The organism is Aeromicrobium sp. CTD01-1L150 (genome assembly GCF_041951745.1).
Lineage (GTDB): Bacteria > Actinomycetota > Actinomycetes > Propionibacteriales > Nocardioidaceae > Aeromicrobium.
Map to the genome: position 1 here is coordinate 3687248 of NZ_CP169555.1, position 25019 is coordinate 3712266.

The window sequence follows — 25019 nt, forward strand, 5'->3', positions numbered from 1 at the left end:
GACCGGAGCTGCCAGCCCGGTCCCTGGGCACCTCCATCTGGAGCGGACCACAGTTGCCGTTCAGCACCGTCTTCGTCAGGCTGCCGTGGCGGGAGTTCACCGAGTTCTGACCGTCCAGGTCATGCTTGCTCATAGCCGAGATGATCGGCCGTCTCCTCATCCAACGCGGTCTCTCGATCACCGTCCCAACGCCTTCAGCAGCCCACCCGGACCCATCAACACGATACGCGATAGCGAGCGGGCTGCGTCTGTCAGCTCAGCACCAGCAGGAGGTCGCCGCCCTCGGCCTGGCGTGCGGAGTCGATGACGACTCGGGCGACAGTGCCGTCGCGGGGTGCGGTGATGGAGGCTTCCATCTTCATGGCCTCGATCGTGGCGAGGACCTGCCCGGACTCGACCGTCTCGCCGACGGTTACGAGGGCGTGGACCACGCCGGCGTAGGGAACGGCGACGTGGTGGGGGTCGGCGGCGTCGGCCTTCTCGGTGGCGGCCACCGTGGACTCCACAGACCGGTCACGCACCTGGGTGGGCCGGAGCTGGCCGTCGATGGTGCCGAGCACGGTGCGCATACCGCGCGCATCGGCCTCGCCGATGGCCTCGAGTCCGAGCAGGGCGAGGCGTCCCTCGCCCAGGGAGACCTCGACCTCGCGGTCGTCGTCGAGTCCGTGCAGCCAGGCCGATGTGGGCAGCGCGGCCAGGTGTCCGTGCAAGCGGACGGAGTCCTCGTAGTCCTGGGTGGGTCCGGGGAAGAGGAGACGGTTGAGGGTGGGCCGAGGGTCACGGCGCAGCGCGTCCGCGTCGTCGTCGCTGAGCGCCTCGATGGGCGGGCGCACGGTGCGTCCCTGCAGGGCCTTGGTGCGGAAGGGCTCGGGCCACCCACCGGGGGGATCGCCGAGCTCGCCGGCGAGGAAGGCGATCACCGAGTCCGGGATGTCGTAGGACTGCGGGTCCTGGGCGAAGTCGTCGGGGTCGGCGTCGAGGGCGACGAGGTGGAGCGCGAGGTCTCCGACGACCTTGGAGGAAGGGGTGACCTTGACGATGTTGCCGAGGATGTCGTTGGCGGCGGCGTACATGTCCTCGATCTGCTCGAAGCGGTCACCGAGCCCGAGCGCTGCGGCCTGCTGACGCAGGTTCGACAGCTGTCCGCCGGGGATCTCGTGGCGGTACACCCGACCCGTGGACGACGTCAGGCCGGACTCAAAGGGTGCGTAGAGGCGGCGCACCGACTCCCAGTACGGCTCGAGGGCGTTCACCGACGCCATGCTCAGGCCGGTGGCTCGTGCGGAGTGGTCGGTGGCCGCCACCAGCGCTGACATCGACGGCTGGCTGGTGGTACCGGACAGCGGCGCGGCGGCTGCGTCCACGGCATCGACGCCGGCCTCGATCGCGGCGGTGAGCGTGGCGAGCTGCCCGCCGGCTGTGTCGTGGGTGTGCAGGTGCACCGGCAGCTCGAACCTCTCCCGCAGGGCGGTGACGAGGGTGCGGGCGGCGGGTGCACGCAGCAGCCCTGCCATGTCCTTGATCGCCAGCACGTGGGCACCGGCATCGACGATCTGCTCGGCGAGGCGCAGGTAGTAGTCGAGCGTGTACAGCCGCTCGCCCGGGTCCGACAGGTCGCCAGTGTAGCAGAGGGCGACCTCGGCGACGGCCCGTTCACCGGCTCGGACGGCATCGATCGCCGGACGCATCTGGGAGACGTCGTTGAGGGCGTCGAAGATGCGGAACACGTCGATGCCCGTGGCGGTGGCCTCCTCGACGAACGCCTCGGTGACCTCCGCCGGGTACGGGGTGTAGCCGACCGTGTTGCGGCCACGCAACAGCATCTGCAGGCACACGTTGGGCAGTGCCTCGCGCAGAAGCGCGAGACGTTCCCACGGGTCCTCCTTGAGGAACCGCAGGGCGACGTCGTAGGTGGCTCCGCCCCACACCTCGGCCGTCAACAGCTGCGGCATCGTGCGGGCCACGACCGGTGCGACGGCCACGAGGTCTGCGGTGCGGACGCGGGTGGCGAGCAGTGACTGGTGGGCGTCGCGGAATGTGGTGTCGGTGACGCCCACGTCGTTCTGTGCCCGCAGCGCGTGCGCCCATCCTTGTGGTCCGAGCAGCTGCAGACGTTGCCGCGACCCGTCGGCGGGCATCTCCTCCCCGACTACCGGCAGCTTGTCGCCAGGCGCGATGCCCGGCCCGTGCGGCCCGTGCGGCCGGTTGACCGTGACATCGGCCAGATAGGCGAGCAGACGCTCGGCGGGGTCCTCGTACGCAGGTTCGGTGAGCAGCTCAGGGTGCTCGTCCACGAACGACGTCGTCACCGCGCCCCGCCGGAACTCCGCGCTGCGCAGCAGGGCGCGGACGAAGGGGACGTTCGTGGAGACGCCGCCGACGCGGAACTCCGCCAGCGCCCGCCCGGCGCGCCGCACCGCCGCCTCGAAGGTCTCCCCGCGGCAGGTCAGCTTGGCCAGCATCGAGTCGAAGTGTGGGCTGATCGCCGCGCCCACGTGGACGGTTCCTCCGTCGAGCCGCACGCCCGGGCCACCGGGAGACGAGTACGACGTGATGGTGCCGGTGTCCGGACGGAACCCGTTGGCCGGGTCCTCCGTCGTGATACGGCACTGCAGGGCGCTGCCGGTGACGTGGACGTCATCCTGTCCCGTGATGCCGAGGTCGGCCAAGCTGGCGCCGGCGGCGATCAGCAGCTGCGCCTGCACCAGGTCCACACCGGTGACCTCCTCGGTCACGGTATGCTCCACCTGGATGCGCGGGTTCATCTCGATGAAGACATAGCGACCATCGGCACCCAGCAGGAACTCCACCGTGCCCGCGCACGAGTACCCGATGTGCCGGGCGAAGCGAACCGCATCGGCACACATCGCCTCGCGGACCGCAGGATCCAGGTTCGGCGCCGGCGCGATCTCCACGACCTTCTGGTGGCGCCGCTGCACCGAGCAGTCCCGCTCGTGCAGGTGCACGACATCGCCATGGGTGTCGGCGAGGACCTGCACCTCAATGTGCCGCGCGTCCACCACGGCCTCCTCGATGAAGCACGTCGGGTCACCGAAGGCCCCCTCGGCCTCGCGCATCGCAGCCTCGACAGCGGCCCGCAGCCCAGGGGGCGCCTCGACCCGGCGCATCCCGCGGCCGCCGCCACCGGCGACCGCCTTGACGAACACCGGAAAGGTCAACCCTTCGGAAGCGGTCAGGAGCTCCTCGACATCGGCCGACGGTGCGACGCCGGACAGCGTGGGCACACCGGCCTCCCTGGCTGCGGCCACGGCACGGGCCTTGTGACCGGTCAGCTCCAGGATCTCGCGGCCCGGCCCCACGAACACCACACCGCGGCGGGCGCACTCCTGCGCGAGGTCGGGGTTCTCCGACAAGAACCCGTACCCCGGATAGACCGCGTCGGCACCACAGGCGACCGCGACGTCGACGATCGCCGTCGGGTCGAGGTAGGCCCGCACCGGATGGCCGCGCTCACCGATCTCGTACGCCTCATCGGCGCGGACACGATGCTCGGAGCCACGGTCCTCCGATGGGTACACGGCCACCGTCCCCGCACCTAGCTCACGCGCCGCACGGAACGCGCGGACGGCGATCTCACCACGATTCGCCACCAGGATCTTGTCGAAGCCCATCGTGAGGCGATCGGTCATCGTTGCAGCCCTCTCACCGTTCCCGTCGAGGTCACGCGTCCGCTGGCGCTGCGGATCGACGTCTCCCACGATCTTTCCCCGCTCGACGTGACGACCGCGCAAAGACCTTCGTGACCGTGCAATGGTGTCACCAGACGGTACTCGATCCCGACCGGACCGCGGGCCCCGGCGCCGCGAGCGGCCTCCGCCTGCACCATGGCCTGGAGCGGCCCGTGGACGACAAGGCCGCTGTAGCCCTCGACGTCGCGTGCATAGTCAGCGTCGTAGTGGATGCGGTGGGCGTTCTTCGTCAACGCCGAGAATCGGAAGAGGACAGTGGGGTCGATCGGCACGTCCCACTCCGCGTCACCTCGGGGGCTCTCAGGACTGTCGGGGCGCCTGTGGTGTTGTTCCGGCCCTGTTGCGGCGTCCCGGTACACGATGAGCTGGACCTCATCCACGCACAGCTCACCGGCTTGCTCGACCGTGTGCTGGATCCGCGCGAAGGTGAGCCGGCCACTGCGGCCGTCCTTGTCCTGCGATGACAGAACACGGCTGCGCTTGACGGCCTCTCGTCCGGGCATCAGCGGGCGCAGGGAACGGACCTCACCACCAGCCCACATCCGACGCCGCCCCGGTCCCGGCGGCGTGGGGATACCTCCTCGAACCGGATGGCCGTCAGGCCCGAGATCTGCCTGGTCGGGCCAGGCGGTCATGTAGAGCCAGTGCCAGAGCAGGGGCAGGCCCTCGTCGAGGTCCGGCTCGGACACGCCGATCAGTGAGGCGAAGGCCACCGCAGGCTCCGTCCCCAATGTCTCTCGCACCTCGACGTCCTTATTGTTCACGACTCCGCGCCCATCGAGATGTCGGAGCCGCTCGTCCGCAGGATGCGGCGCGCCCGCTCGATGACCGGTCGATCGACCATCGTGCCGTCGATGCCGACACCGAGGGTGTCGTCGCCGATCGCTGCAAGGATGTCCCGAGCCCAGGCGATCTCTTCGCGCGACGGGGCGAAGCCGCGAGCCGCCGGCTCGACCTGCGCCGGGTGAATGCACAGCTTCCCGCCGAAACCGGCCACCTTCGCCCTGACGGCGTCGGCGTGCACGAGCGCGTCGTCGCGCACGGCACTGGTGACACCGTCAATCGGAGCGCTGAGCCCCAGCGACCGTGACGCAAGCACCAGCTCGCTCCTGGCGTGCCACACCACGTCTGCGTCGTGGGCGACGCCGACGTCCAGGATGAAGTCGAGCGAACCGAAGGCCAGTGCGGTCACGCCGTCGACGGCCGCGAGCCGGCGTGCATCGAGTACGCCGCGCGCGGTCTCGACCAGCGCCACAACCGGACGCCCGACCGCACCGCCGGCCACACCGAGCTCCACCGGGTCCTCGGCCTTCGGAACCATCACGCCGACCAGGCCCTGCGCATCCGCCAACGCGGCGAGGTCGTCACGGCCCCACGGACTCCCGGCCGGGTTCGTCCGCACCCAACCGCGGCCACCCTGCGCGAGCCACTCGACCACAGCTCCGCGTGCTGCTTCCTTCTCACCCGCTCCGACGGTGTCCTCAAGGTCGAGGATCACCTCATCCGCCCCGGAGCCGGCCGCCTTGTCGAACCGGTTCGGCGCAGATCCGGGCACGAACAACCACGTGCAGGAGGTCATGATGCGCGACCCGCCCTCTGGATGAGTTGACGCGCGATCACGTTCTTCTGGATCTCGTTCGTGCCCTCGCCGACGATCATGAGAGGTGCATCGCGGAAGTAGCGTTCCACGTCGAACTCGGTGGAGTACCCGTAGCCGCCGTGGATGCGGATCGCGTCGAGAGCGATGGTCATGGCCGTCTCGGAGGCGAAGAGCTTGGCCATGCCGGCCTCCATGTCGGACCGATCGCCGGAGTCGTAGCGGCGTGCGGCGTACTGTACGAGCTGGCGTGCGGCAGTCAGCCGGGTGACCATCTCGGCGAGGTAGTTGCCGATGGACTGGTGCTTCCAGATCTGCTGCCCGAAGCTCTCGCGCTCCTGGCTGTAGCGCACGGCATCATCGAGGGCGGCCTGGCCGACTCCGAGTGCCCGGGAGGCGACCTGGATCCGGCCGATCTCCAGACCACGCATCATCTGGGCGAAGCCCTTGCCCTCCTCGCCACCGAGCAGCGAGCCGACCGGCGTCCGGAAGTCGGAGAAGGACAACTCGCAACTCTCCACACCCTTGTACCCGAGCTTCGGCAGGTCGCGCGAAACCTCGAAACCCGGCCCCTTCTCGACGAGCAGGATGCTGATCCCCCGGTGACCCAAGGAGAGGTCGGGGTCGGTACGGCACAGCAGGGCGACGAGCTGTGAACGTCGCGCATTGGTGATCCACGTCTTGGTGCCGTTGACGACGAACTCATCACCTGTGCGTCGCGCCGAGACCCGCAACGCCTGGAGGTCGGAGCCGCCTCCGGGCTCGGTCAGCGCCATGGTCGCCCTGATCTCGCCGGTGGCCATCCGTGGGAGGTAGGCCTCCTGCTGCTGTGGCGTGCCGTAGGACGTGATGAGCTTGGCGACAACGCTGTGCCCGCCCATGGCGCCCGCCAGACTCATCCAGCCACGCGCCAAGGCCTCGGTCACCGACGCGTAGCAGGCAACGGAGACACCGGCGTCGTTCCACGGCTGCCCGATGGCGAGTCCGAAGATGCCCATCTGCTTCATCTGCTCGATGAGGTCCTCGGGGTAGGTATTCGCGTGCTCCAAGTCGTGGGCCACGGGCCTCACCTCGCGATCCACCCATTCGTTCACCAGCGCGACGATGTCTGCCTCGGCCTTGTCGAGTTCGAGCACTTCATCACCTTTCATATATGATCGTTAGTAATCATACATGATTGATCTTCGGCAGGATAGGCCTGTGAACCGCTCGAAGGCGTCCTCGATCGCCCAGCACGTACGTGAACTCATCGTGACCGGCCAAGTGCGGTCGGGCGACTTTCTGCGTCTCGACCCGCTAGCCCACGAACTGGGCTCCAGCGTGACTCCGGTCCGGGAGGCGTTGAACCAGTTGGTGGCGGAAGGGTTCGTCGAGCTACGACCCCGACGTGGCTTCGAAGTGCTCCCCCTCACCGACGCCGATCTGAAAGACGTCTTCCTGGCCCAGGCCATGCTGGCCGGCGAACTGGCCGCGCGGGCCACCCGCACGCTCAGCCCTCGCGACCTTGACGACCTCGAGTCGCTGCAGGACGCGCTGGAAGCAGCCGCCGAGGGCGGTCAGCTCAGCGAGGTCGAGCGTCTGAACCACGACTTCCATCGTCGGATCAACCGGTCCGTCGACGCCCCGCGACTCGGCGGGCTGTTGAGCATCACGACACATTTCGCACCGCGAGACTTCTTCCCCAGCGTCGAGGGCTGGGCCGACGCTTCAGCAACGGAGCACCGCGGCATCATCGACGCCTTGCGTGCCCAGGATGCCGACGCGGCGCGCCGGGCCATGGAGGACCATGTCCACGACGCGGGCGCGCTCCTCATCGCTCACCGCGAGGACACAGGCGGCCGGGCCGGCCAGCGGAAGGAGCCGGACGGCGAATGAGTCCGCGCGATACTACTCAGCCCCCAGGATGTTGGTGATTCCCGGGAAGGCGATCAGCAGGACCAGAACGCCGATCGCCACCGGAAGAACCCACGCCGCGGCAGCAAAGGCATGTCCGAGACCGATCCGGACACCCCCACTGATCGTGGGGTTCTGGGCCAGCTTGTGCACGATGAAGACGAGGATCCCGACCGGCGGGGTGACCATGGCGAGCTCGGCCAGTAGGACGACGAAGACACCGAACCAGATGAGGTCAACCTCCAAGGTGACCAGAACCGGCATGAGGAAGGGGACTGTCAGCAGCATCATGGCGATGGGGTCAAGGAAAGCCCCCAACGCCAGGAACACGACGATCAACAGGAGGAGGAACGTCACCCGACCGAGGCCGAGATCATTGACCCAGCGGACCATGAGAGCCGGGAGTCCACTGAGCGCGATGGTGCGCGTCATGACTGCGGTCCCGAGGAGAAGGAACATGATCTGGCCCACACTCGAGACCGTGCCGACCAAGGCGGTGGTGAACGACCGTCCGAAGACACGGGGGTCACGAATCAGGGTCGCCGCCACGACGATCGCGCCGAGCGCGCCGAAGGCACCCGCCTCGGTGGCCGTGAACACGCCCACGAGCAGGCCCCCGACCACCAGGAGGGACAGGACCGGCACCGGAAGCGCTGCGAGCACTGCCCGGAACCGCTCGGACCATGTCGCCGTGACCGGCGAGCGTGGCGCGAGGCCCGGGAACGCCGCCGCTGCGAGAACGATGGCGACGCAGGCGCTGAAAGCCAAGAGAATTCCCGGAATGATCCCAGCCAACAGCTGCGGACCCACTGGCACCTGGGCGATGCCCGCATAGACGACAAGCAACACGCTCGGCGGAATGAGTTGACCGGCCATGCCCGACGTGAGGATGGAGCCCAGCGTGACCCGCCGGTCATAGCTGTTCTTGAACATCTCGGGCATGCCGATTCGTGACAACGCGTAGGTGATCCCGACGGTCGAGCCGCTCGCCGCCGAGAGACCGGCACCCGAGGCAACGGTAGTCACCGCCAGCCCTCCGGGCAGCCAACCGAGCCAGAGCCGCGCAGCGTTGTAGAGACGATAGGTGGCTCCGGAACTCCACAGCATCAGGCCCATGAAGACGAACATCGGCAGGACCGAGAGCGACCAGCTGGCGGCAGCCGTGAATGGGACGTCGATCAACGTGCGCTCGAGCGCCGTGGTGCCGGTCATCGCCCACACCCCAGCTGCCCCGGGCAGCGCCATGGCCGCTGCCACAGGCACCTTGACCAGCAGCAGGATGACCATCATCGCCAGGACAATGGCTCCCTTGACCTCCGGCAGAAACGGCTGGTGAAGGAGTACGACGCCCGCAACCTGCGATGCGACAACCACGACAGCGTGCCAGCTGACGACGTGTGCCGCGCGCACATCATCAGACGCCGAACGGATCAAGGTGATGATCTCACGGCTCAGTTGGATGACCAGCAGAGCCGCGGCCACGGGAATGAACCATCGGGTCGGCGCGATCTCCACGCCGCTGGAGCCGGCAGATTCCCCACTGAGACCGCGCTCCAGTGCTCCCGTCGTGCCGAACCAGAACAAGAGCAGCGCAAGCAGGAGGAACCCGAGTCGCGCCAGCAAGGTCAACGAGTACTGAGTCTGCGCCCCGAGGCGCCCCACCAGCAATGGGACGTCGATGTGCTCGTCGCGTCGCTGGGTTACCACGATCCCGAAGACAGTGGCCGGCAGCATGAGCCAGAAGGCGACGTACTCGATAGTGCCCGAGATCGGTCGATTGAGCGTGAACCTCAGGGCGACATCGGCGACGACGAGACCGAGGATGCCGAGCACCGCCGCACTCGCGATGACGGCGGCGAGGCCGCAGACGCGGCCGAGCGCTGGCTCGGTCGTCGTCTCCTCCTCGAGGTTGGCGGTATCGACTCGTTCGTTCAGTACGCCGCCAGGCTCGACCTCTGGAGCGGGGCCGCCGCCGCTCATTCCTCTGACATGGTCGGAGGAACCCAGTCTCGTCTTCATCGCTCTCACTCCGGGCGGCGCGGCGCAAGGATCTCGCGCTCGACGTCATCAGCCCAGTCGGAGAGGTCGACCTCCGGCCCGTTGGACTCGGCCCAGTCCTCCCACGTCCTGCTGCCGGTGGAGTAGCCGAGCTCGTCGGCGACGACAGGCAACCAGACGGCGTGCGCCTCCTCGAAGGCCGTGACGGTGGCCTCGGGGTCCTGCACGGTCGACGGCGCCGCGTCGGCGGCCGTGTCCAGCACCTCGGCTTTGTGCTCATCAAGGGCGGTGGCGAAGTCCGACTCGGGCTCGTGGAACTCCAACCCCATCTCCTTGCCTTCCACGACGAACCGGTGCATCGCCTCGATCCACCCCTGCTTCCAGGCAACGACGTAGCTGATGGCGTTGTCCCAGAGGATCTGCTGGGCTGCAAGCGGCAGCGAGTCCCACGTCGTCTCAGACATCATCAGACCGCCGCTGGACCATCCCGAGAAGTTCGCCGACGTGTAGTGCTTGCCGACCTCCCAGAGCCCAAGGTCCGCCATGTCCGGGCCGGACCCCACATGACAGTCGAGAATCCCGCGCTGGAAACCCTCGTAGATCTCCCCTCCCGCGAGAGAGACCGGCACCATACCGACGGACTCCATCTCGGCACTCCAGTTCGGAGCCCCGCTACGACCTCGCTCGCCCTGGGCGGAGGCGAGGTCGGTGATCGGGGACTTGCACAACAGGTTGTAGGTGTCATGCCCGGCAAAGCGCGGAATCAGCGGAACCAAGCCGAGCTCCTCGTACTCGGCCATCTGATCGTCTTGGTCGAACGCCCAGTCGAGTGCGGCCGCCGAGCTCTGGAGCAGGCCCACCACCGGTTCGGGGTCACCCAGGAAGGTGAACTCCGACGTCCACTGGTCAATCGGGAAATCCGATGGGTTGTACCCAGGCACGATCAGGGACAGGTCGACGATCCCGTCACTCAGCGCGCCAACGGTGTCCGCCGGCGCAACCAGGCTGTCCTGGTAGTAGAACTCGAACTCAAGAACCCCCCCGGAGGCCTCCTCGACCGCCTCGCCGAACGTCTCCAGGGCCTCGGTCTGGTAATGACCCGGGCCGTAGAGCGTGGGCACACGCAAGGTCACGGGGTCCATGTCTGCCAACTCGGGGGGAACCTCTCCAGTCGATCCTTCGCTCACACAAGCTGCGGCGAGTGCTGCGACGAGGGCCAAGCCACCCCCGAGGCCGATACTGCGTCGCCAAGCGGTCAGGGGGTTGCGCATCATGAACTTCCTTCGGTGGCGTGCGGACGTCGGGGCGCGGAACCGGCCACCAGCGCGATTCCTGTTCACGCTCGGCCGAGACGAGGTGGTCGTCATGCACTAACTCCTAAGCACCCAATACGTCCGGATGAATATGCCTGTAACGTACGTCACGACTCTTCGGGCGTCAAGGGGTTCCGATCCACGTGGCAGCGACTCAGGGCAGGGCGCGAACCAGCCGATCGAGTGACTCAGCGCCCTCGAGCGCCGAGATGGCTTCGTCCAGATGAGCGAGGCTCTCCTGCGTCAACACGGTTTCGGGCAACATGCGTACCGCGTTTGCCATCACCTGCTCCGGCCCCCAGCGCAAGTCGACATTCATGTCCGGGCTGGGGCAAGTGAGCACGTCGCCATCCTCGAGGGTGACCGACACCACGGCATGCTTGTCGGGCAACGACTCGTCCGCGGTGACGTGGATGAGAGGGATGAGCGCGCACATGGGCGGCGAGTTCGTGGCACGCAAGCGACGGAAGGTGATGTTGCCGTCCAGCAGCGCAGACGCCACGGCACACTGGACACTCATGATCGCCTGCTCGGCAGTGGTGATCCGTCCAGCGTTGTCGACGCCCGGATAACGCGCCTCAGCCGAGCTCATGAGCACCTCGACCCGGGCTATCTTGCGGCCGTCGAGTCTGCTGGAGAGCTCTACAGCTGCCGCTCCTGGGGCCTGATTGAAGGCACACACAGGGTACGGCTTGAAGGTGACCTCAAGTATGCCTAGCCCGGACGTCAGATGATCTTCTACAGCACTCCGGTCGCCTGCCCGAGTGCCACCTGCGAACGCTCCGAGGAAGCCGCCGGAGTTCTCGAACGCGTATCGTGAGCCGGGCACGCCGAGCCGTGCAAGGTCGGCAGCGATCACGCCTGCCTGCGCAGCCTGGCCCGGTTGGAAGTGCCACTCCTGGGTGCCCGCGTCGAAGGACTCGGTGGTGCCGCCCGACGTCGAGGCAGCCAGCGCAAGCGCTCGCCGCGTTCCGTCGATGTCCAGCCCAAGAATGCTGGCTGCAGCGCCTGCGGCAGCCATCGGACCGAACGCTCCTGTCGCGCGAAAAGGTGGTGTCACGCGGGAGTTCAACACCGCCGACAACGCGGTCGCTGTCGAGTATCCCCGGAGCACGGCATCGAGCAGACCAGTACCTGAGGCACCCTCGCGCTGGGCCGCCGCCAGCGCCGACGGGATCACCACCACCCCTGGGTGGACCGTGATGTGGGTGTCCTCCTGAACCCGGGCGTGGGCCAGCACCGCGTTGCCCCAGGCCGCGGTGGAAGCGGGTGCGCGACCGACGCCGAGCAGCACCGTGCTCCCTGCACTGCCCGAACTGACGAGATGTTCCTCAATCACGCGGCGCACGACATCGGGGTGATCCGTCTCGCCGGCGCCGGCGGTGACCACCCAGGCGTGGAGAAGGCAGTCGCGGACCTTGGCCTTGACCCTCTCGGGCGCATCCTCATACGTCAGATCGGCGAGCCCTTCGGCAAGGACGTCGATGATCGTCGCATCGTCGGAGCCGTGACCTCCGGATCCGTATCCCGCGGTGGGCTTCATGACCGATCCTCCTGTGAATCTGGGACCCCGCGTCGGTTACGTCCTGCGGCGGAGGTCCATCCGGTAGCTGTAGCGCCGGGGGTTGAAGTGCGAGGCGGTCATCTCGACGAGGCCGCCGGCAGTGTCGTAGTACACGCGTTCGATGAGCAGGATCGGCGCCCCAGGTTCGCAACCAATGAGCTCAGCCTCGCGCCGAGGCGCGGCCATCGCAGTGATGTCCTGTCGGGCACCAGCGATCTTGCTCGAGAGGAACTGCTCCGCCTCGCCGATCACTGTGCCATCGGCCCTGGTGGGCACCCTGGCCTCAGCGAGCGTCTTGGCGAGCGAGGGCGCCACCCAATGATCGGTGACGACGAAGGGCTCTCCCTCGTACCATCGACGAATCCGTGCGTGTCCGACCTCGATGTACGGCAACTCCAACCGCGCGGCGAGTGCCGGGTTCACCTCGACCTCGAACGAATCGAGCACCTCCATCGTGGTGTCAGGCCACACCACGATCTCGTCCAGCGAACCGATTCTGCGCTGGTACCGGCCACTGCGCCCCTGCGAAGGATTGGCGAACGTCCCACTGCCCTGCACGCGCCGGATCAGACCGTCCGTCTCGAGCTGGTTGAGCGCCTCTCTGACGGTGTGTCTGCTCACCCCGTGCTCGCGTTGCAACTCCGCCTCGGTCGGCAGACGACCTGCCTGACCGAACTCTCCCCGGTCGATCTGGACTCGCAGACGGTCGGCCAGAAGCCGGTACGCGGGTGTCGCGCGTCTGGGCGCGGAGGCTGAATCTGTCATGACCAATAGGTTAGGTGAGCATGTCAATCCGGTCGCACTGCACCACGCCGGCCATCACGCCGTCATCAGGACAGTCGTCACCGAAGCCCCGTCCGTCCCGCTGACCGATCCGCCCTTGCAGTACGCCAACCCGGTACGAGCATTCTCGACCTGACGACCTCCGGCCTGGCCGGTGAGCTGCCAGAACAGCTCACAGACCTGGGCGGCGCCGGTAGCGCCGACCGGGTGGCCCCGTGACAGAAGTCCCCCGGAAGGGTTGACTGGGAGCTGTCCACCCAGCGATGTGTAGCCCTCTGAAGTCAGAGCGGCCCCGCGGCCCCGCGGCAGCAGTTCCAAGCCCTCCAACCTGACGATCTCGGCGATGGTGAAGCAGTCGTGCATCTCGACGAAGTCGATGTCACCAGGTCCCACCGACGCGAGCTCGTACGCAGAGTGGCCGGCGCGGCGCGAGACATCCTCCTCGTTGACGTCGGGCAAACCGGTCTGGACGGTGCCACTCACCAGAGCGCACGCCTCGATCCGCGCCGACGCTTCGGCCTCCAACCGGCGCAGGCCGGCGGGGCTGGCGACCACGACCGCCGCGGCCCCGTCGCTGATCGGAGAGCAGTCCAGCAGCCCCAGTGGCTCGGCTATGGGCCGAGCATGGAGAACGTCGTCCAAGGTGACCTCGTGCTGGTACTGCGCGTAGGGATTGGCCGTGGAGTGACGATGGTTCTTCACCGCCACGGCGGCGATCTGCTCCCGTGTGGCCCCGTAGTCCTCCATGTAGCGCCGCGCCGACAGCCCGTGACCCGCTGCGAACAGGAAACCGATGGCAGCGTCGAGGTCGTTCGGGTCGGGCTGGACACCTCCGCGGATCCGGTCAGTCATCTTCTCCACACCGAGCACCAGGACAACGTCGTACAGACCCGCTCCGACGGCGATCCACGCCTCTCGGAGCGCCGTGGCACCGCTCGAGCAGTAATTCTCATGGTTGGAGACAGGGCGGCCCGCCAAACCGATGCGCGTCGCGATGCGTTGCCCGGCAACCGGCCCACCGAAGACGTGGCCAACGTAGACGGCCTCGACGTCGGCCGCCGTGGCTCCGGCGTCCCTGAGCGCTGCCCTGGCTGCCTCGGTGCCCATGGCCTCCAGCGTGACGTCCTTCGGATACCGACCGAACCGGCTCATACCGGCGCCGATCACGTGCACAGGGTCGAGGTTCATGGGTGCTCCACGGGACGGAAGGCGAACATATGGACATCAACGGAGTCGGGCACGTCGTCATCGGCACGAGTCGACACAACGCTGAGGGACGTCAGCTCCACCGGCATTCCGACGCGCAACGCCTCCGGTTCGACATCCTCGAGCCTGCTCATGACACGCACTCCGTCCTCCTCCAGGTCGACGTACGCCAGCACGTACGGAGTCAGCAGCCCCGGCGGCGCGTTCCGGACCACCGCCCACGAGCACACCCGCCCGTCACGGCTCAACACGCGCTGTTCCAGGTTCTCTGGTGATCCGCAGGACGGGCAGCTGTCCCGTGCCGGGAACGAGACGAGCCCGCAGTCTCCACAGGCCATCCCCAGCAATCGGCACGCTGTGGCATCAAAGACATCCGGTCGGAAGGAAGTCTGGATCGCCGAGCCGCTCATGCAGCACCTCCGCGACCGACGCCGCCGAGACCGCCGCTGGCCAGAAGCTCGGAAGTCATCTCCCCGAGCACCGGGACCGAGCTCGAGGCCGGTGACTCGAAGCCCTCGAGAACCACGGGGGTCCTGATGACCCGTCGCTCACCGCCCTCGGGGTCGGCGATCCGGAGAAACATGCCGCGCGCCTGCAGGTGCTCGCACTCGTAGAGCTCACCGACCTCCTGGACCTCTCCGACGGGAACGCCGGCGGCGGTCAGCGCCTCCACCACCTCCGCTCGCGTCCGGGTTCGGGTCCACTGCTCCGCCTCCGTGCGGACGAGGGTGCCGAAGACACGGGCCCGGTCCAGCACCGTGGCAAACCTCGGATCGTCGACAAGATCCGATCGACCGATCGCCGCGCAGAAGCGGTGCCACATCTCGTCCGTGGGCAGGATGAGGGCGACGTAACCGTCGAGCGCGGCCAAGGTGCCGACCGGCGCATACCGATCGACACCGCGCTCACGGAGCTCTCCGGTGAAGTCGTGGAGCATCAGCTCGCGTTCCATCAACGAGCTCACGCAGTCGTACATGCTGACATCGACGAAGGCACCACGCCCGGTGCGCTGGCGTGCCGCCAGAGCACTCATGATCCCGAACGCGGCGTGCACCCCTGTGTAGATGTCGGCGAACCCTGTGACCGAGGGCAGCGGTGGGCCCCCTGCTTCACCAATGACGCTCATCAGACCTCCGGTCGCCTGGACGGAGGTGTCGAACGCCGGCCGGCCCGCGAACTTGCCACGGCGCTCGTCCGACCTGCCGAAGCCGCTGATGGCGCAGTAGACCAGCCCGGGGTGGGCAGCCTCGAGGACGTCCCACCCCAAGCCCAGTCGCTCCATCGCTCCTGGCCGTAGGTTCTCCACCACGACGTCGAAGTCAGGCAGCAGGCGCAGAAACGCGGATCTGTCCTCCTCTTCGCGTAGGTCCAGGGCCAGGGATCGCTTGCCCCGGTTGTACGTGAGGAACCCCCCTGAGAGCGATTCCTCGCCGTGGCCGACTCTCGGGTCGTACGCGCGCCGCGGATCTCCCGATCCCGGGCGCTCGAGCTTGACCACTTCAGCACCCTGATCGGCGAACATCAGGGAGCAGTACGGAGCTGCGATGTACTGGCCGATCTCAAGAACTCGCAGGTGCTCCAACGGACGCACGGTGATCAGCTCCCGCTCGGCTCGATGATGGGCTTGATGTCCTCCTGCGCCTTCATGCGACGCAGGGCCTCTGTAGCCCGCTCCAGCGAGTAGCGATTGGGCGTGAGCAGGTCCCAGTCGTACTGGCCCTTGGTCTGCTCCATGAACTGCAGGGACTTCCAGTACTCGTTGATGTGCCCGGACCACGTACCCATGACCGTGAGCTGACGTCGGGTGATGACGCCTGGGAGGAAGGAGATCTCCTCGCCCGGCTTGGCGATCTGGCCGGTGACCATGTACCGGCCACCGTGCTCCACCATCTCCAGACCCTCGAGGAACGCAGAACGTGCGCCCGAGAACTCGAAGACGATGTCAGCGCCTCGGCCGAGGAGAGAACGGACGGCGGCCGGACGCTCCTCGGCGCTCGGTACCTCCTCGACGGACAACACGTCCGTTGCGCCGTAGGCCTTGGCGATCTCCAGCCGGTTGTCGGGGGCGCCGATGGTGATCACACGCGCGGCTCCTGCGCGGCTCGCGAGAGCCGTCGCGAACAGGCCGAGGGGTCCCGCTCCCTGGATCACGACGTTCTGCCACGGCTCGATCCGGCCGATCCTGTCGAACGAGTGGACGACAGTGCGCAGTGCGCAACTGGCCGCCGACGCCCACGCCGTGTCGACCGCGTCGGGGACCTTGACACGACCTGACTGCGGGAAGACGTAGCAGTACTCGGAGAACCCGCCCACCAGGTACGGCGGCCTCTCACAGTTGGTGAACATGTAGTAGCGACGGTCGGCGCACAGGGTCGGCTGGTTGGCAACGGCGCAGTGAAAACAGCGTCCGCAGGATCCGTGCGTGTAGAGGATCCGGTCTCCGATGGAGAGGTCGGAGCCGAAGGTGTCCGTGTCGGCTCCCTCGCCAACGGCGACGATCTCGCCCACCATCTCGTGGCCGGGGATCACTGGGAGCTCCATGGCCTGGCTGCCACCCAGGGTCCCGCTCCACAGGTGAACGTCGGACCCACAGATGGATGAGGCAAGGATCCGCACGAGCAGCGCACCGGGTTCCAGCTCGGTCGGCACCGGCAGCTCGCGAATCTCCAATGACTCACCGAACTCGGTCAGCACGGCGGCGCGGCTGGTCTCGGGGAGCTTGGTCTGTCGACCGACGGCGGTCGTCTCTCTGGTCAAGGTCATCGGAATTCTCCTAGTCTTCAGCCGAGTTGGAACGGGTCGCGGGTCTGGCCTGAGAGCTCGACCCAGATCGAAGCGGTCTCCAGGTACTCCTCCAGTCCCTCGAGCCCGTACTCGCGGCCGATGCCGCTCTGCTTCATGCCGCCATACGGCACGTTGTAGGCGAGGGTGCGGTAGGCGTTGACCCAGATCGTCCCGGCGGACAGCTGGCCGGCAACGCGGTGCGCCCGCTGGATGTTGGTGGACCAGATGCCCGCAGCCAGCCCGAACGGGGTGTCGTTCGCCAACTGCACGGCCTCGTCCTCGGAGCCGAACGTGATGAAGGACGCCACAGGGCCGAAGATCTCCTCCCGGGCCACCGCCATCTGGTTGTGCACACCGGTGAGCACGGTCGGCTCGTGAAAGTACCCGGTGGCCAGCTCGTCGGCCGCCGGTCGCCCGCCACCGTAAGCCACAGCGGCACCGTCCCGGACTGCCCCGTCGACGTAGGACGCGACCTTCTGGAGCTGCTGATCGAACGCGATCGGACCCATCTCGGTCTCCATGTCGAGCGGGTCGCCCATCCGGATGGCCGAAGCCCGCTGACTGACCTCGGCGATCACACGGTCCGCGACGTCTTCGTGCACGAGGACCCGGCTCCCCGCGATGCAGGTCTGCCCGGTCGCGGCGAAGATGCCGGCCACGATGCCGTTCACCGCCGCGCCCAGATCCGCATCGTCAAAGACGATGTTCGGCGACTTGCCGCCCAGCTCCAACGTCACGGGCGCGATGTTCTCGGCTGCCGCCTTCATGATCTTCTGCCCTGTGGCAGTCGATCCGGTGAAGGTCACCTTGTCGACACCAGGGTGCTCGGCCAAGGCCGCCCCGGCCTCACCATCGCCGGTGACGACGTTGAGAACACCCGGTGGAAGGCCGGCTTCCAAAGCGAGCTCCGCGAACCGGAGCGTCGAGACCGACGTGTACTCAGACGGCTTGGCGACGAATGTGCACCCAGCCGCAAGGGCTGGAGCGAGTTTGTTCGCCAAGAGGTAGAGGGGCGAATTCCACGGCAGGATGGCGGCCACGACGCCGATCGGTCGCTTCTGCGAGTACGTCAGGAAGTTGGTCTGGGGTGGGCTGAAGGTGCTGCCCTCGATCTTGTCGGCCGCACCAGCGAAGAATCGGTAGATGCTCGGCAGCCCGGCCACTTGGCCCCGAGTCTCGCGGATCACCTTGCCGTTGTCGCGAGTCTCCATGACCGCAAGCTCCTCGGCGTGCTCCGCAATGAGATCCGCCAGGCGATGCAGCGCTTCGCCTCGTGCGGTCGCGGACATCGTGCCCCACTCGCCGCCAAGTGCCGAGCGGGCTGCATCGACGGCCAGCTCGACGTCCTTGGCACCCGCCCGGGGCACGGTGGCCCAAGAACGCGCGGTGAACGGATCGATCGACTCCAACGTCCTCCCATCGGCAGCATCCCAGTGCTCGCCGCCGATCACCATCCGGGGGGAGCTGTGCTCCCCACTCCTACTCGCATCGACCATTGCTCTTCGCGCTCCTACCAATTTGTCCGGTCCTTTATGACAGCCTAGACGTCTCTCACCTGGACGTCAACTGGCGACGCTGCGGGCCATCGCCACCACAGACGTCGGGAGTGGCCGCGCAGCGCGACCGACCGGCTACAAATCGGCTCGAGGTCCTGGGGGGCGTGGTCAGCGCGTGTCTGACAGAACGAGCGACTGCCTGCGTACGTGGTGGAGCGGCTTGAGGACGGGTGCACGTACGTCTCGATGAGGCCCAAGGAGCGGGAGCGATCGAGTCGCCTTACCTGGATGTCCGCCACGTGGCTGTCATGCTCCCCCGCGGTGAACACGGTAGCGGGCCCTGAGCAGCTGGAAGCACCCTTCGAGGCGGTCCCGCAGACTAGCCGGCCGATCGCCAGCTCCTGGCTTTCACCTGCCTGCAGTGGGGGCAAAGCAGCTGGGCCTGCCTGAGCTTCGTGTCCACGATCTGCGGCACACCGCCGCCAGTCTGATGCTGTCGTCCGGGGCGAGCGTCGTCGACATTGCCGCTGTCCTCGGGCATGCGAACAGCCACACCACGTTGACAGTGTACGCCCACCTGGTGGGTAGCTGTCTCGATGACGTGAGCACCCGGTTGAACCGGCTGCTCGAGGCGCCGTACGGCCAAAAAGCGGCCACGGACGCCACCGACTGACCCATCTGAACATTGGATCTGAGTCCAGTCGCGTCGCTGACCTGCGAGGACGAGTGGAGCCGCCTGTCGGAATCGAACCGACGACCTTTTCATTACGAGTGAAATGCTCTACCGACTGAGCTAAGGCGGCGACGGTTCGCCGAGGATCGCCCGCCGAACCTCCAAGAGTCTATCCGGCGGACTGTCCGGGATCGAATCGGGGCCGCCCCGTAGGATCTGGGCCGTGAGCGACGAGTCCCCCGACGTGCAGCGAGAGCTCGAGAGCATGCGCTCGAGCATCGACAACATCGACGCCGCCCTCGTGCACCTGCTGGCCGAGCGGTTCAAGTGCACGCAGCGGGTGGGCCGACTCAAGGCCGAGCACGACCTCCCCCCGGCCGACCCGGCACGCGAGTCGCGGCAGATCGACAAGCTGCGCTCCCTGGCCGCCGACGCCGACCTCGACCCGGCCTTTGCGGAGAAGTTTCTGAACTTCATCATCTCCGAGGTGATCCGGCACCACGAGGCGATTCGCGAGCGGTGAGCCTCGTGAGACGTGGCGACGCGTCCTTACGCCAACGTGGTTTCGCTCCGTCGCGGCTACGCCCTTTCTGCGACGGCTCCATTGCCGCTCGCAGAGCTCGCGTCGCACTCAACCACCGAGGACGTTGCGTTGCAGTCGACCACTGTGCAACGGACGTCGGACTCTACTGGGGCTCGCAGGTGAGGCCGTCCTCCGGGACGGTGCCCTCGGTGAAGAAGGCATCCACCGCGCCGGTGATGCACTCGTTGCCCGACGTGTAGGCCGTGTGGCCGTCGCCCTCGCGGGTCAGCAGCACGCCGACGTCGTCGCCGAGCTGGTCGGCCAGGCGGCCCGCGTTCTCATACGGGGTGGCCGGGTCGTTCGTGGTGCCGATGACGAGGATCGGCGGCGCACCGTCGGCATCGATCTCGACCTGCGGGTTGGTCGCCTCGAAGCCCAGGTCCGTGCAGGCGAGCGTCCCCCACGCCATGGCCGGGCCGAAGACCGGCGAAGCCGCCGTGAACTCCCCTACGAGGGACTCCGCCTCCTCCACGCTCGGCCGGTCACGCTCGTCCAGGCAGGAGACCACCGAGATCACCTCACCGATGTTGCCGTCGTACGAGCCATCGGACTGACGGGAGAAGTAGGCATCCGACAGCGCCAGCAGGACCGTCCCGTTGCCCTGGAACCCGGCCTCCAGCGCCTGCGACAACGCGCTCCACGACTCCTTGTCGTACAGGGTGACGGCGATGCCGTAGAAGGCGTGCCCCTGGGTCAGCTCCCGACCTTCGAAGGACGTCTGCAGCGGCCGGTCGGCCAGGTCGCCGAAGAAGTCGACCAGCTGGTCGATGGCGGCGTCCGGATCATCGCCCACCGGGCACTCCTGCTGCTGCACACAGTCAGCGGCGTACGCCTCGAGCGCCTTCTGGAACCCCTTGGCCTGTCCGAGCGAGCTCTCGATGCCGTCCTCGGCGGGATCGACCGCGCCGTCGAGCACCATGCGACCCACCCTCTCCGGGAACAGAGTGGCGTACGTGGCGCCCAGCTGCGTGCCATAGGACAGGCCGAACCAGTCCATCTCCTCAGCACCCATGAGCGCTCGAGCGATGTCCATGTCCCGCGCGGCCTCAGCCGTGGAGACGTGCTCGGCCAGCCGCCCGGACTTCTCACGACAACCGTCGCCGAAGGCGCGCATCTCCTCGCGCAGCTCCTCGATCTGTGCCGTGTCGTCGGCGTCGGGGATGACCGGCCCGGAGACGTACTCGTCGAACTCCTCATCCTCCAAGCAGTCGATCGGGCTGCTCTCGCCGACTCCCCGCGGATCCACGCCGACGATGTCGAAGGTGTCCCTGACCTCATCGGGCAACATCGTGGCCGCCCGGCCGGCGAAGTCGACCGCCGAGCCACCCGGACCGCCGGGGTTGACGAACATGACCCGGCCGCCGTCACCGGTGGAGGCCACCCGCCGCAGCCGCAGCTCGGTGGTCTCGCCGTCCGGCTCCTCGTAGTCCACCGGGACCTCGATCGTGGCGCAGCGGTCGTCGCCGCAGTCCTCCCAGGCGACGTCCTGGGTGTAGAAGCGCTCCAGGTCCGCCGGTGCACCGGCGGAGGTGGCCTCGGGATCCTCATCCGCGCCGTCACGCAGCAGGAGGTAGGCACCCGCGCCCACGGCCGACACGAGGACCAGCGCGGACAGGACGATCAGCAGGACAAGGCGTCTGTTCATCGGTCGAGGAATCCCATCATCATGCGTTCGAGGACGAGCAGCGGAGCGGCGTTGGCCGAGAGCGACTCTCTGGCCTCGACAATCGCATCGATGCGTCGGATGGTCGACTCGGTGGTCCACAGCCGGGCCGCATCGGCCACCGCGTCGGCGACGTCGGCGTTGACCAGAGGGGTCCCGGGGGCTTGCTGCGCCACCGCGACGTCGCGACAGAACGAGAGCAGGTCCAGCAGGACGCCGTCGATGGCATCGCGGCTCAGCCGGGTCCGTCGACGCTTCTGGTCCTTCTCCAACGACGAGAGCGCGCCGGCGTACCCCGCCGGACGCCGCCCCCGCTCCTCCACGCCCCACGACTGCCTGAGGTCGGCCAGCTCGCGCTCGTCGGCGGCATCGGCCGTGACGGCGGCGCGGGCATTGGCCTCGTCGTGGATGGACTGGGCCGCACCCAGGCAGTCGCCGAGTGAGCGCAACGTGGTCGGCAGCGCGAGGATGCGCGCCCGTCGCTCCCGGGCGTCGGGATCACGGGCAAGGCCCCTCGCGCGGCCGATGTGGCCCTGCGACGCCGCCGCCATGGCCGTAGCCAGCTCGGGCTCGACGCCGTCGCGCTCGATGAGCAGGCCCGCGATCGCGGCGGCCGACGGCGTGCGCAGCAACACCGGGCGGCACCGCGAGCGGATCGTCACGATGACGTCCTCCGCGGCCGGGGCGCACAGCATCCACACCGTGTACGGCGACGGCTCCTCCACGGCCTTGAGCAGTGCGTTGGCGGCCTGGTCCGTGAGGCGGTCGGCGTCCTCGACCACCAGGACCTGGCGGCGTCCGAGTGCCGGCCGCAGCGCGGACTTGCGGACGTACTCGCGAGCCACGTCGGTGCCGATCGACAGGCCGTCGGTGCGGATGACCGTGATGTCCGGGTGGCTGCCGGCGCGAGCCGTGGTGCACGAGTGGCACTGGCCGCACCCGCCCTGCTCACACTGCAGCGCGGCGGCGAACGACAGTGCGGCGTTGGATCGGCCCGACCCGGGCGGCCCGGTGAACAGCCAGGCGTGCGTCATGCTCGCGGAGTCGGCCACGGCCCGCTGCAGGGTCTGGACCACCGGCTCCTGGCCGACCAGCTCGTCCCACACGGTCATCGCGCCGTCTCCATCCGTGCCTGCTCCAGCCAGGGCTCGAGCGCCTCGCGCACCGCAGCGTGGGCCTGCTCGGCGGGCAGGCTCGCGTCGACGACCAGGTAGTGCTCGGGATCGGCGGCGGCGAGGTCGAGGAAGTGCTGACGCACCCGGCGGTGGAACTCCAGCGGCTCGGACTCGATCCGGTCCGGACTGCCGGCCCGGCCCAGGCCCACGGTCGGGTCGACGTCGAGCACGACCGTCAGGTGGGGGCGCAGGTCCGCCGTGGCCCACCGCACCACGTGCTCCAGCTCAGCAGCGTCGATGGCGCGGCCGGCTCCTTGGTAGGCCAACGCGGAGTCGACGTAACGGTCGGTGACCACCACCTCGCCACGCTCCAGTGCCGGGAGCACCACGGCGTCGACGTGCTCGGCCTTGTCGGCGGCATAGACGAGCGCCTCGGTGCGGGGCGAGAGCGCACCGGTGGCGGGATCGAGCACGATGCGGCGCAGCTCGGCGCCGACATCGGTACCACCCGGCTCGCGGGTGGCAAGCACCGTATGGCCCCGTGCCTGCAACCACTCCACGAGCAGCCCGGCCTGCGTGGACTTGCCGCCACCCTCACCGCCCTCGAGGGCGACGAACACGCCCGAGGCGGTGAACAGCGGTGGCATACGCCCGAGCCTAGTGGTGCCGACCCACGTCGACGCTCCCGCCCGAGACCCGTTCTGCGTCACGGCCTCCCGGCGGCCGAGGTGACGCGGGCCCGAGCCGGCCGATGTCGCGCCCGCACGCCCCGTCCTGCGTAGAGTCCTGATCATGACCAGGCTCTGGCACGGCGCGCTCGCAGTCCTCGTGCTCGGAGCTCTGCTCGGACAGACCGAGGGGGTCATCCGCACCGGAACCGGCCTGGTGGACCTGTTCAGCTACTTCACCATCCAGTCCAACATCCTCGTCATGGTCACCGCGGCACTGATCGCGGTGAGGCCCGACCGGCACGGCCGGGCCTGGGGCATCCTTCGACTGGCTGCCCTGGTAGGCATCACGGTGACCGGCGTGGTCTACGCCGTCGCGATCGGCCCCTACGTCAGCCTCGCGGGCGCGGCCTGGTGGTACGACAAGATCTTCCACTACGTCGTGCCCGGCATGGCCGTGCTCGGCCACGTCGCCTTGCGGCCACGCACCGGGTTCGAGCGTCGCGACCTGGTCTTCATCGCCTGGCCGATCATCTGGCTGGCCTACACGATGGTGCGCGGCGCCCAGGGCTCACCGAGCTTCGCCGCACCCCAGGACCGCCTGAGCCGCTACCCGTACGACTTCCTCGACGTCGACGTCCACGGCGCGGCATCGGTGGCCGTGGCCGCCGTCGTGGTCACCGTGCTGATGCTGGCAGTGGCGTCCGTCTACGTGAGGGCGGGACGCCGAGACCGACGGCCAGTGTCAGCAGGCCGAGCAGCACCAGGGCCACCCCCAGTCCCATGAGTCCCGACGAGGGCGCACCGACGTCGGGCAGGACCTGCGTGGCGGGGACGGTGCCCGCCCCGCTCGTGCGCGAACCGTCCTGGCCCGCGGGCGCGTCATCGCCCGGTTCACCGGTCCCGGGGCCCTCGTCGTCGGGCACGGTCTCGAGCTCGACGTTCACGACCCCATCGTTCTCGGAGAGGTCGACAGCGGTCTCGGTCGGCCCGACGACGCGGCATCCCTCGCCAGGCTCGATCGTCACGACGTAGTCGTCGTAGGTCGCCAGGTCGTCGAACCCGAACTGCCCCTGGTCGTCCGTGGTCGTGGTGGCGACGTCGTCGGTGCCCCGGCGGATGGTGACCTCGAGCCCCTCGACCTCACAGGCGTCCGCGCTGCCGACCGTCCCGGTCACGTCGCGCGAGAGCGCAGCAGACCACGTCTGGTAGGCCGGAAAGCCCTCCCTCCAGGTGGCCGTGACGGTGATCTGGCTCAGGGAGACGGTGGGCTCGAACCATGCTGCGGCACCGTCAGAGTCGGTCCAGCCCGGGATCTCCTCGCCGTTCTCGTCCTCGCTCGGGCCCGCCAACCGCCCGGTCGTGCTGTCCCAGTCGGGGACAAGCCAAGGCCTGCTGGCACCACAGGTGGACGGGCGCGGCGAGCCGTCGCAGTAGTTGAAGGTCGAGCCGAAGCCCAGCTCCGAGATCGGGACGGGGGCGCCATCGGCGTCCAGTGCGGAGACGTCCAGGAACTCCGCGTCGATGTCGCCCACGGCCAGCATCCAGCCGCCTGCCGGGGTCGGGTGCTCGAAGGTGTACGTGGAGGTCGAGGGAGACGCGGCGTTGTTGGCCGCCGGCCGCAGGCTGAGGTACTGCTGGTTCTGGCTGGAACCGTAGACCTCGCCGGGAGCGGTCCAGGCGCCGAGCCAAGCGCTGGCACCTGTGGCCGGTCCAGACGGGCCCGCGGTGTTGCTCACGAGCTCGGCAGCGGGAAAGCCCACCGATCCCGGGACCGCGACCGCGGCCGTGGAAGCCGGCGGCGAGAACGTCCAGTCGGAGACCTCCCACCAGTGGCCCTCGGTGTCCGCGTTCGCCGTGGAGGCACCCATGAGCACCAGCGCACCAGTCATCACCGCAACGGCGACCATCCGAAGTCTCACCAGGTTCCCTTTCGCAGCAGCCAGCGCTCGGTCTGGCACGGGTCCAGGACC

Annotated in this window: 21 protein-coding genes and 1 tRNA gene; 4 read left to right on the forward strand and 18 right to left on the reverse strand. The window is 68.1% G+C overall.

Annotated features, from left to right (window positions below; genetic code table 11):
- Positions 1-251: 251 nt before the first annotated feature.
- Genes ACEVFP_RS18240 through ACEVFP_RS18255 form a run of 4 tightly spaced genes read right to left on the reverse strand, consistent with a single transcriptional unit; the run spans position 252 to position 6443 of the window.
- A complete protein-coding gene (locus ACEVFP_RS18240; RefSeq protein WP_375000943.1) occupies positions 252-3650 on the reverse strand; it encodes a pyruvate carboxylase in 3399 nt (1132 codons plus the stop codon).
- The gene (locus tag ACEVFP_RS18245) at positions 3647-4453 is read right to left on the reverse strand and encodes a hypothetical protein (RefSeq protein WP_375000945.1); all 807 of its coding nucleotides are present in this window, start codon (positions 4451-4453) and stop codon (positions 3647-3649) included. The genes ACEVFP_RS18240 and ACEVFP_RS18245 overlap by 4 nt, the downstream gene beginning before the upstream one ends.
- Positions 4454-4470: 17 nt before the next feature.
- Positions 4471-5289 carry an HpcH/HpaI aldolase/citrate lyase family protein gene (locus tag ACEVFP_RS18250; RefSeq protein WP_375000947.1) on the reverse strand — a complete coding sequence of 273 codons (819 nt, stop codon included), beginning with the start codon at positions 5287-5289 and terminating at the stop codon, positions 4471-4473.
- On the reverse strand, positions 5286-6443 hold the full coding sequence (locus tag ACEVFP_RS18255; protein WP_375000949.1) for an acyl-CoA dehydrogenase family protein: 1158 nt from the start codon (positions 6441-6443) through the stop codon (positions 5286-5288). The genes ACEVFP_RS18250 and ACEVFP_RS18255 overlap by 4 nt, the downstream gene beginning before the upstream one ends.
- Positions 6444-6507: 64 nt before the next feature.
- Between ACEVFP_RS18255 and ACEVFP_RS18260 the strand changes: the two genes are divergently transcribed.
- Positions 6508-7182 carry a GntR family transcriptional regulator gene (locus ACEVFP_RS18260; protein ID WP_375000950.1) on the forward strand — a complete coding sequence of 225 codons (675 nt, stop codon included), beginning with the start codon at positions 6508-6510 and terminating at the stop codon, positions 7180-7182.
- Positions 7183-7194: 12 nt separating this feature from the next.
- On the opposite strand, the gene ACEVFP_RS18265 is transcribed toward ACEVFP_RS18260, so the two are convergent.
- The 9 genes from ACEVFP_RS18265 to ACEVFP_RS18305 all read right to left on the reverse strand — a co-directional run bounded on the left by ACEVFP_RS18265 (position 7195) and on the right by ACEVFP_RS18305 (position 18302).
- The gene (locus tag ACEVFP_RS18265) at positions 7195-9219 is read right to left on the reverse strand and encodes a TRAP transporter large permease subunit (protein ID WP_375000951.1); all 2025 of its coding nucleotides are present in this window, start codon (positions 9217-9219) and stop codon (positions 7195-7197) included.
- A 5-nt stretch (positions 9220-9224) separates the two neighbouring features.
- Entirely contained in the window at positions 9225-10340 is a 1116-nt protein-coding gene (locus tag ACEVFP_RS18270; protein WP_375000952.1) for a C4-dicarboxylate TRAP transporter substrate-binding protein, read from the reverse strand.
- Positions 10341-10665: 325 nt separating this feature from the next.
- Complete coding sequence (locus tag ACEVFP_RS18275; RefSeq protein ID WP_375000953.1) at positions 10666-12054, reverse strand: MmgE/PrpD family protein; 1389 nt, start codon at positions 12052-12054, stop codon at positions 10666-10668.
- A gap of 36 nt (positions 12055-12090) precedes the next feature.
- Entirely contained in the window at positions 12091-12840 is a 750-nt protein-coding gene (locus ACEVFP_RS18280; RefSeq protein WP_375000954.1) for a GntR family transcriptional regulator, read from the reverse strand.
- Between the two features lie 54 nt (positions 12841-12894).
- Positions 12895-14046, reverse strand: coding sequence for a thiolase family protein (locus tag ACEVFP_RS18285; protein ID WP_375000955.1), 1152 nt, complete (start codon positions 14044-14046; stop codon positions 12895-12897).
- On the reverse strand, positions 14043-14474 hold the full coding sequence (locus ACEVFP_RS18290) for a Zn-ribbon domain-containing OB-fold protein (protein ID WP_375000956.1): 432 nt from the start codon (positions 14472-14474) through the stop codon (positions 14043-14045). Before ACEVFP_RS18290 ends, ACEVFP_RS18285 begins: the two co-directional genes overlap by 4 nt.
- Positions 14471-15655: a CaiB/BaiF CoA transferase family protein gene (locus tag ACEVFP_RS18295; RefSeq protein ID WP_375000957.1), complete on the reverse strand. Its 1185-nt coding sequence runs from the start codon at positions 15653-15655 to the stop codon at positions 14471-14473. Before ACEVFP_RS18295 ends, ACEVFP_RS18290 begins: the two co-directional genes overlap by 4 nt.
- A 5-nt stretch (positions 15656-15660) precedes the next feature.
- On the reverse strand, positions 15661-16827 hold the full coding sequence (locus ACEVFP_RS18300; RefSeq protein WP_375000958.1) for a zinc-binding dehydrogenase: 1167 nt from the start codon (positions 16825-16827) through the stop codon (positions 15661-15663).
- A 17-nt stretch (positions 16828-16844) separates the two neighbouring features.
- Entirely contained in the window at positions 16845-18302 is a 1458-nt protein-coding gene (locus ACEVFP_RS18305; RefSeq protein ID WP_375000959.1) for an aldehyde dehydrogenase, read from the reverse strand.
- Between the two features lie 463 nt (positions 18303-18765).
- On the opposite strand from ACEVFP_RS18305, the gene ACEVFP_RS18310 reads away from it, so the two are divergent.
- A complete protein-coding gene (locus ACEVFP_RS18310) occupies positions 18766-19017 on the forward strand; it encodes a tyrosine-type recombinase/integrase (RefSeq protein WP_375000960.1) in 252 nt (83 codons plus the stop codon).
- Between the two features lie 54 nt (positions 19018-19071).
- Here the strand turns inward: ACEVFP_RS18310 and ACEVFP_RS18315 are convergent.
- Positions 19072-19147 (reverse strand) — tRNA-Thr (locus ACEVFP_RS18315).
- Between the two features lie 93 nt (positions 19148-19240).
- On the opposite strand from ACEVFP_RS18315, the gene ACEVFP_RS18320 reads away from it, so the two are divergent.
- Complete coding sequence (locus ACEVFP_RS18320; protein ID WP_375000961.1) at positions 19241-19540, forward strand: chorismate mutase; 300 nt, start codon at positions 19241-19243, stop codon at positions 19538-19540.
- A 163-nt stretch (positions 19541-19703) separates the two neighbouring features.
- Here the strand turns inward: ACEVFP_RS18320 and ACEVFP_RS18325 are convergent, their stop codons facing one another.
- Genes ACEVFP_RS18325 through tmk form a run of 3 tightly spaced genes read right to left on the reverse strand, consistent with a single transcriptional unit; the run spans position 19704 to position 23025 of the window.
- Positions 19704-21245, reverse strand: coding sequence for an alpha/beta hydrolase (locus ACEVFP_RS18325; RefSeq protein ID WP_375000962.1), 1542 nt, complete (start codon positions 21243-21245; stop codon positions 19704-19706).
- A complete protein-coding gene (locus ACEVFP_RS18330) occupies positions 21242-22375 on the reverse strand; it encodes a DNA polymerase III subunit delta' (RefSeq protein WP_375000963.1) in 1134 nt (377 codons plus the stop codon). The genes ACEVFP_RS18325 and ACEVFP_RS18330 overlap by 4 nt, the downstream gene beginning before the upstream one ends.
- Positions 22372-23025: a dTMP kinase gene (gene tmk, locus ACEVFP_RS18335; protein ID WP_375000964.1), complete on the reverse strand. Its 654-nt coding sequence runs from the start codon at positions 23023-23025 to the stop codon at positions 22372-22374. Before tmk ends, ACEVFP_RS18330 begins: the two co-directional genes overlap by 4 nt.
- Positions 23026-23170: 145 nt before the next feature.
- Between tmk and ACEVFP_RS18340 the strand changes: the two genes are divergently transcribed.
- Positions 23171-23833, forward strand: a complete 663-nt coding sequence (locus ACEVFP_RS18340) for a Pr6Pr family membrane protein (protein WP_375000965.1) — start codon at positions 23171-23173, stop codon at positions 23831-23833.
- Here ACEVFP_RS18340 and ACEVFP_RS18345 read toward each other — a convergent pair.
- Complete coding sequence (locus tag ACEVFP_RS18345) at positions 23724-24968, reverse strand: hypothetical protein (protein ID WP_375000966.1); 1245 nt, start codon at positions 24966-24968, stop codon at positions 23724-23726. The two genes, ACEVFP_RS18340 and ACEVFP_RS18345, sit on opposite strands and share 110 nt — an antisense overlap.
- Between the last annotated feature and the right edge of the window lie 51 nt (positions 24969-25019).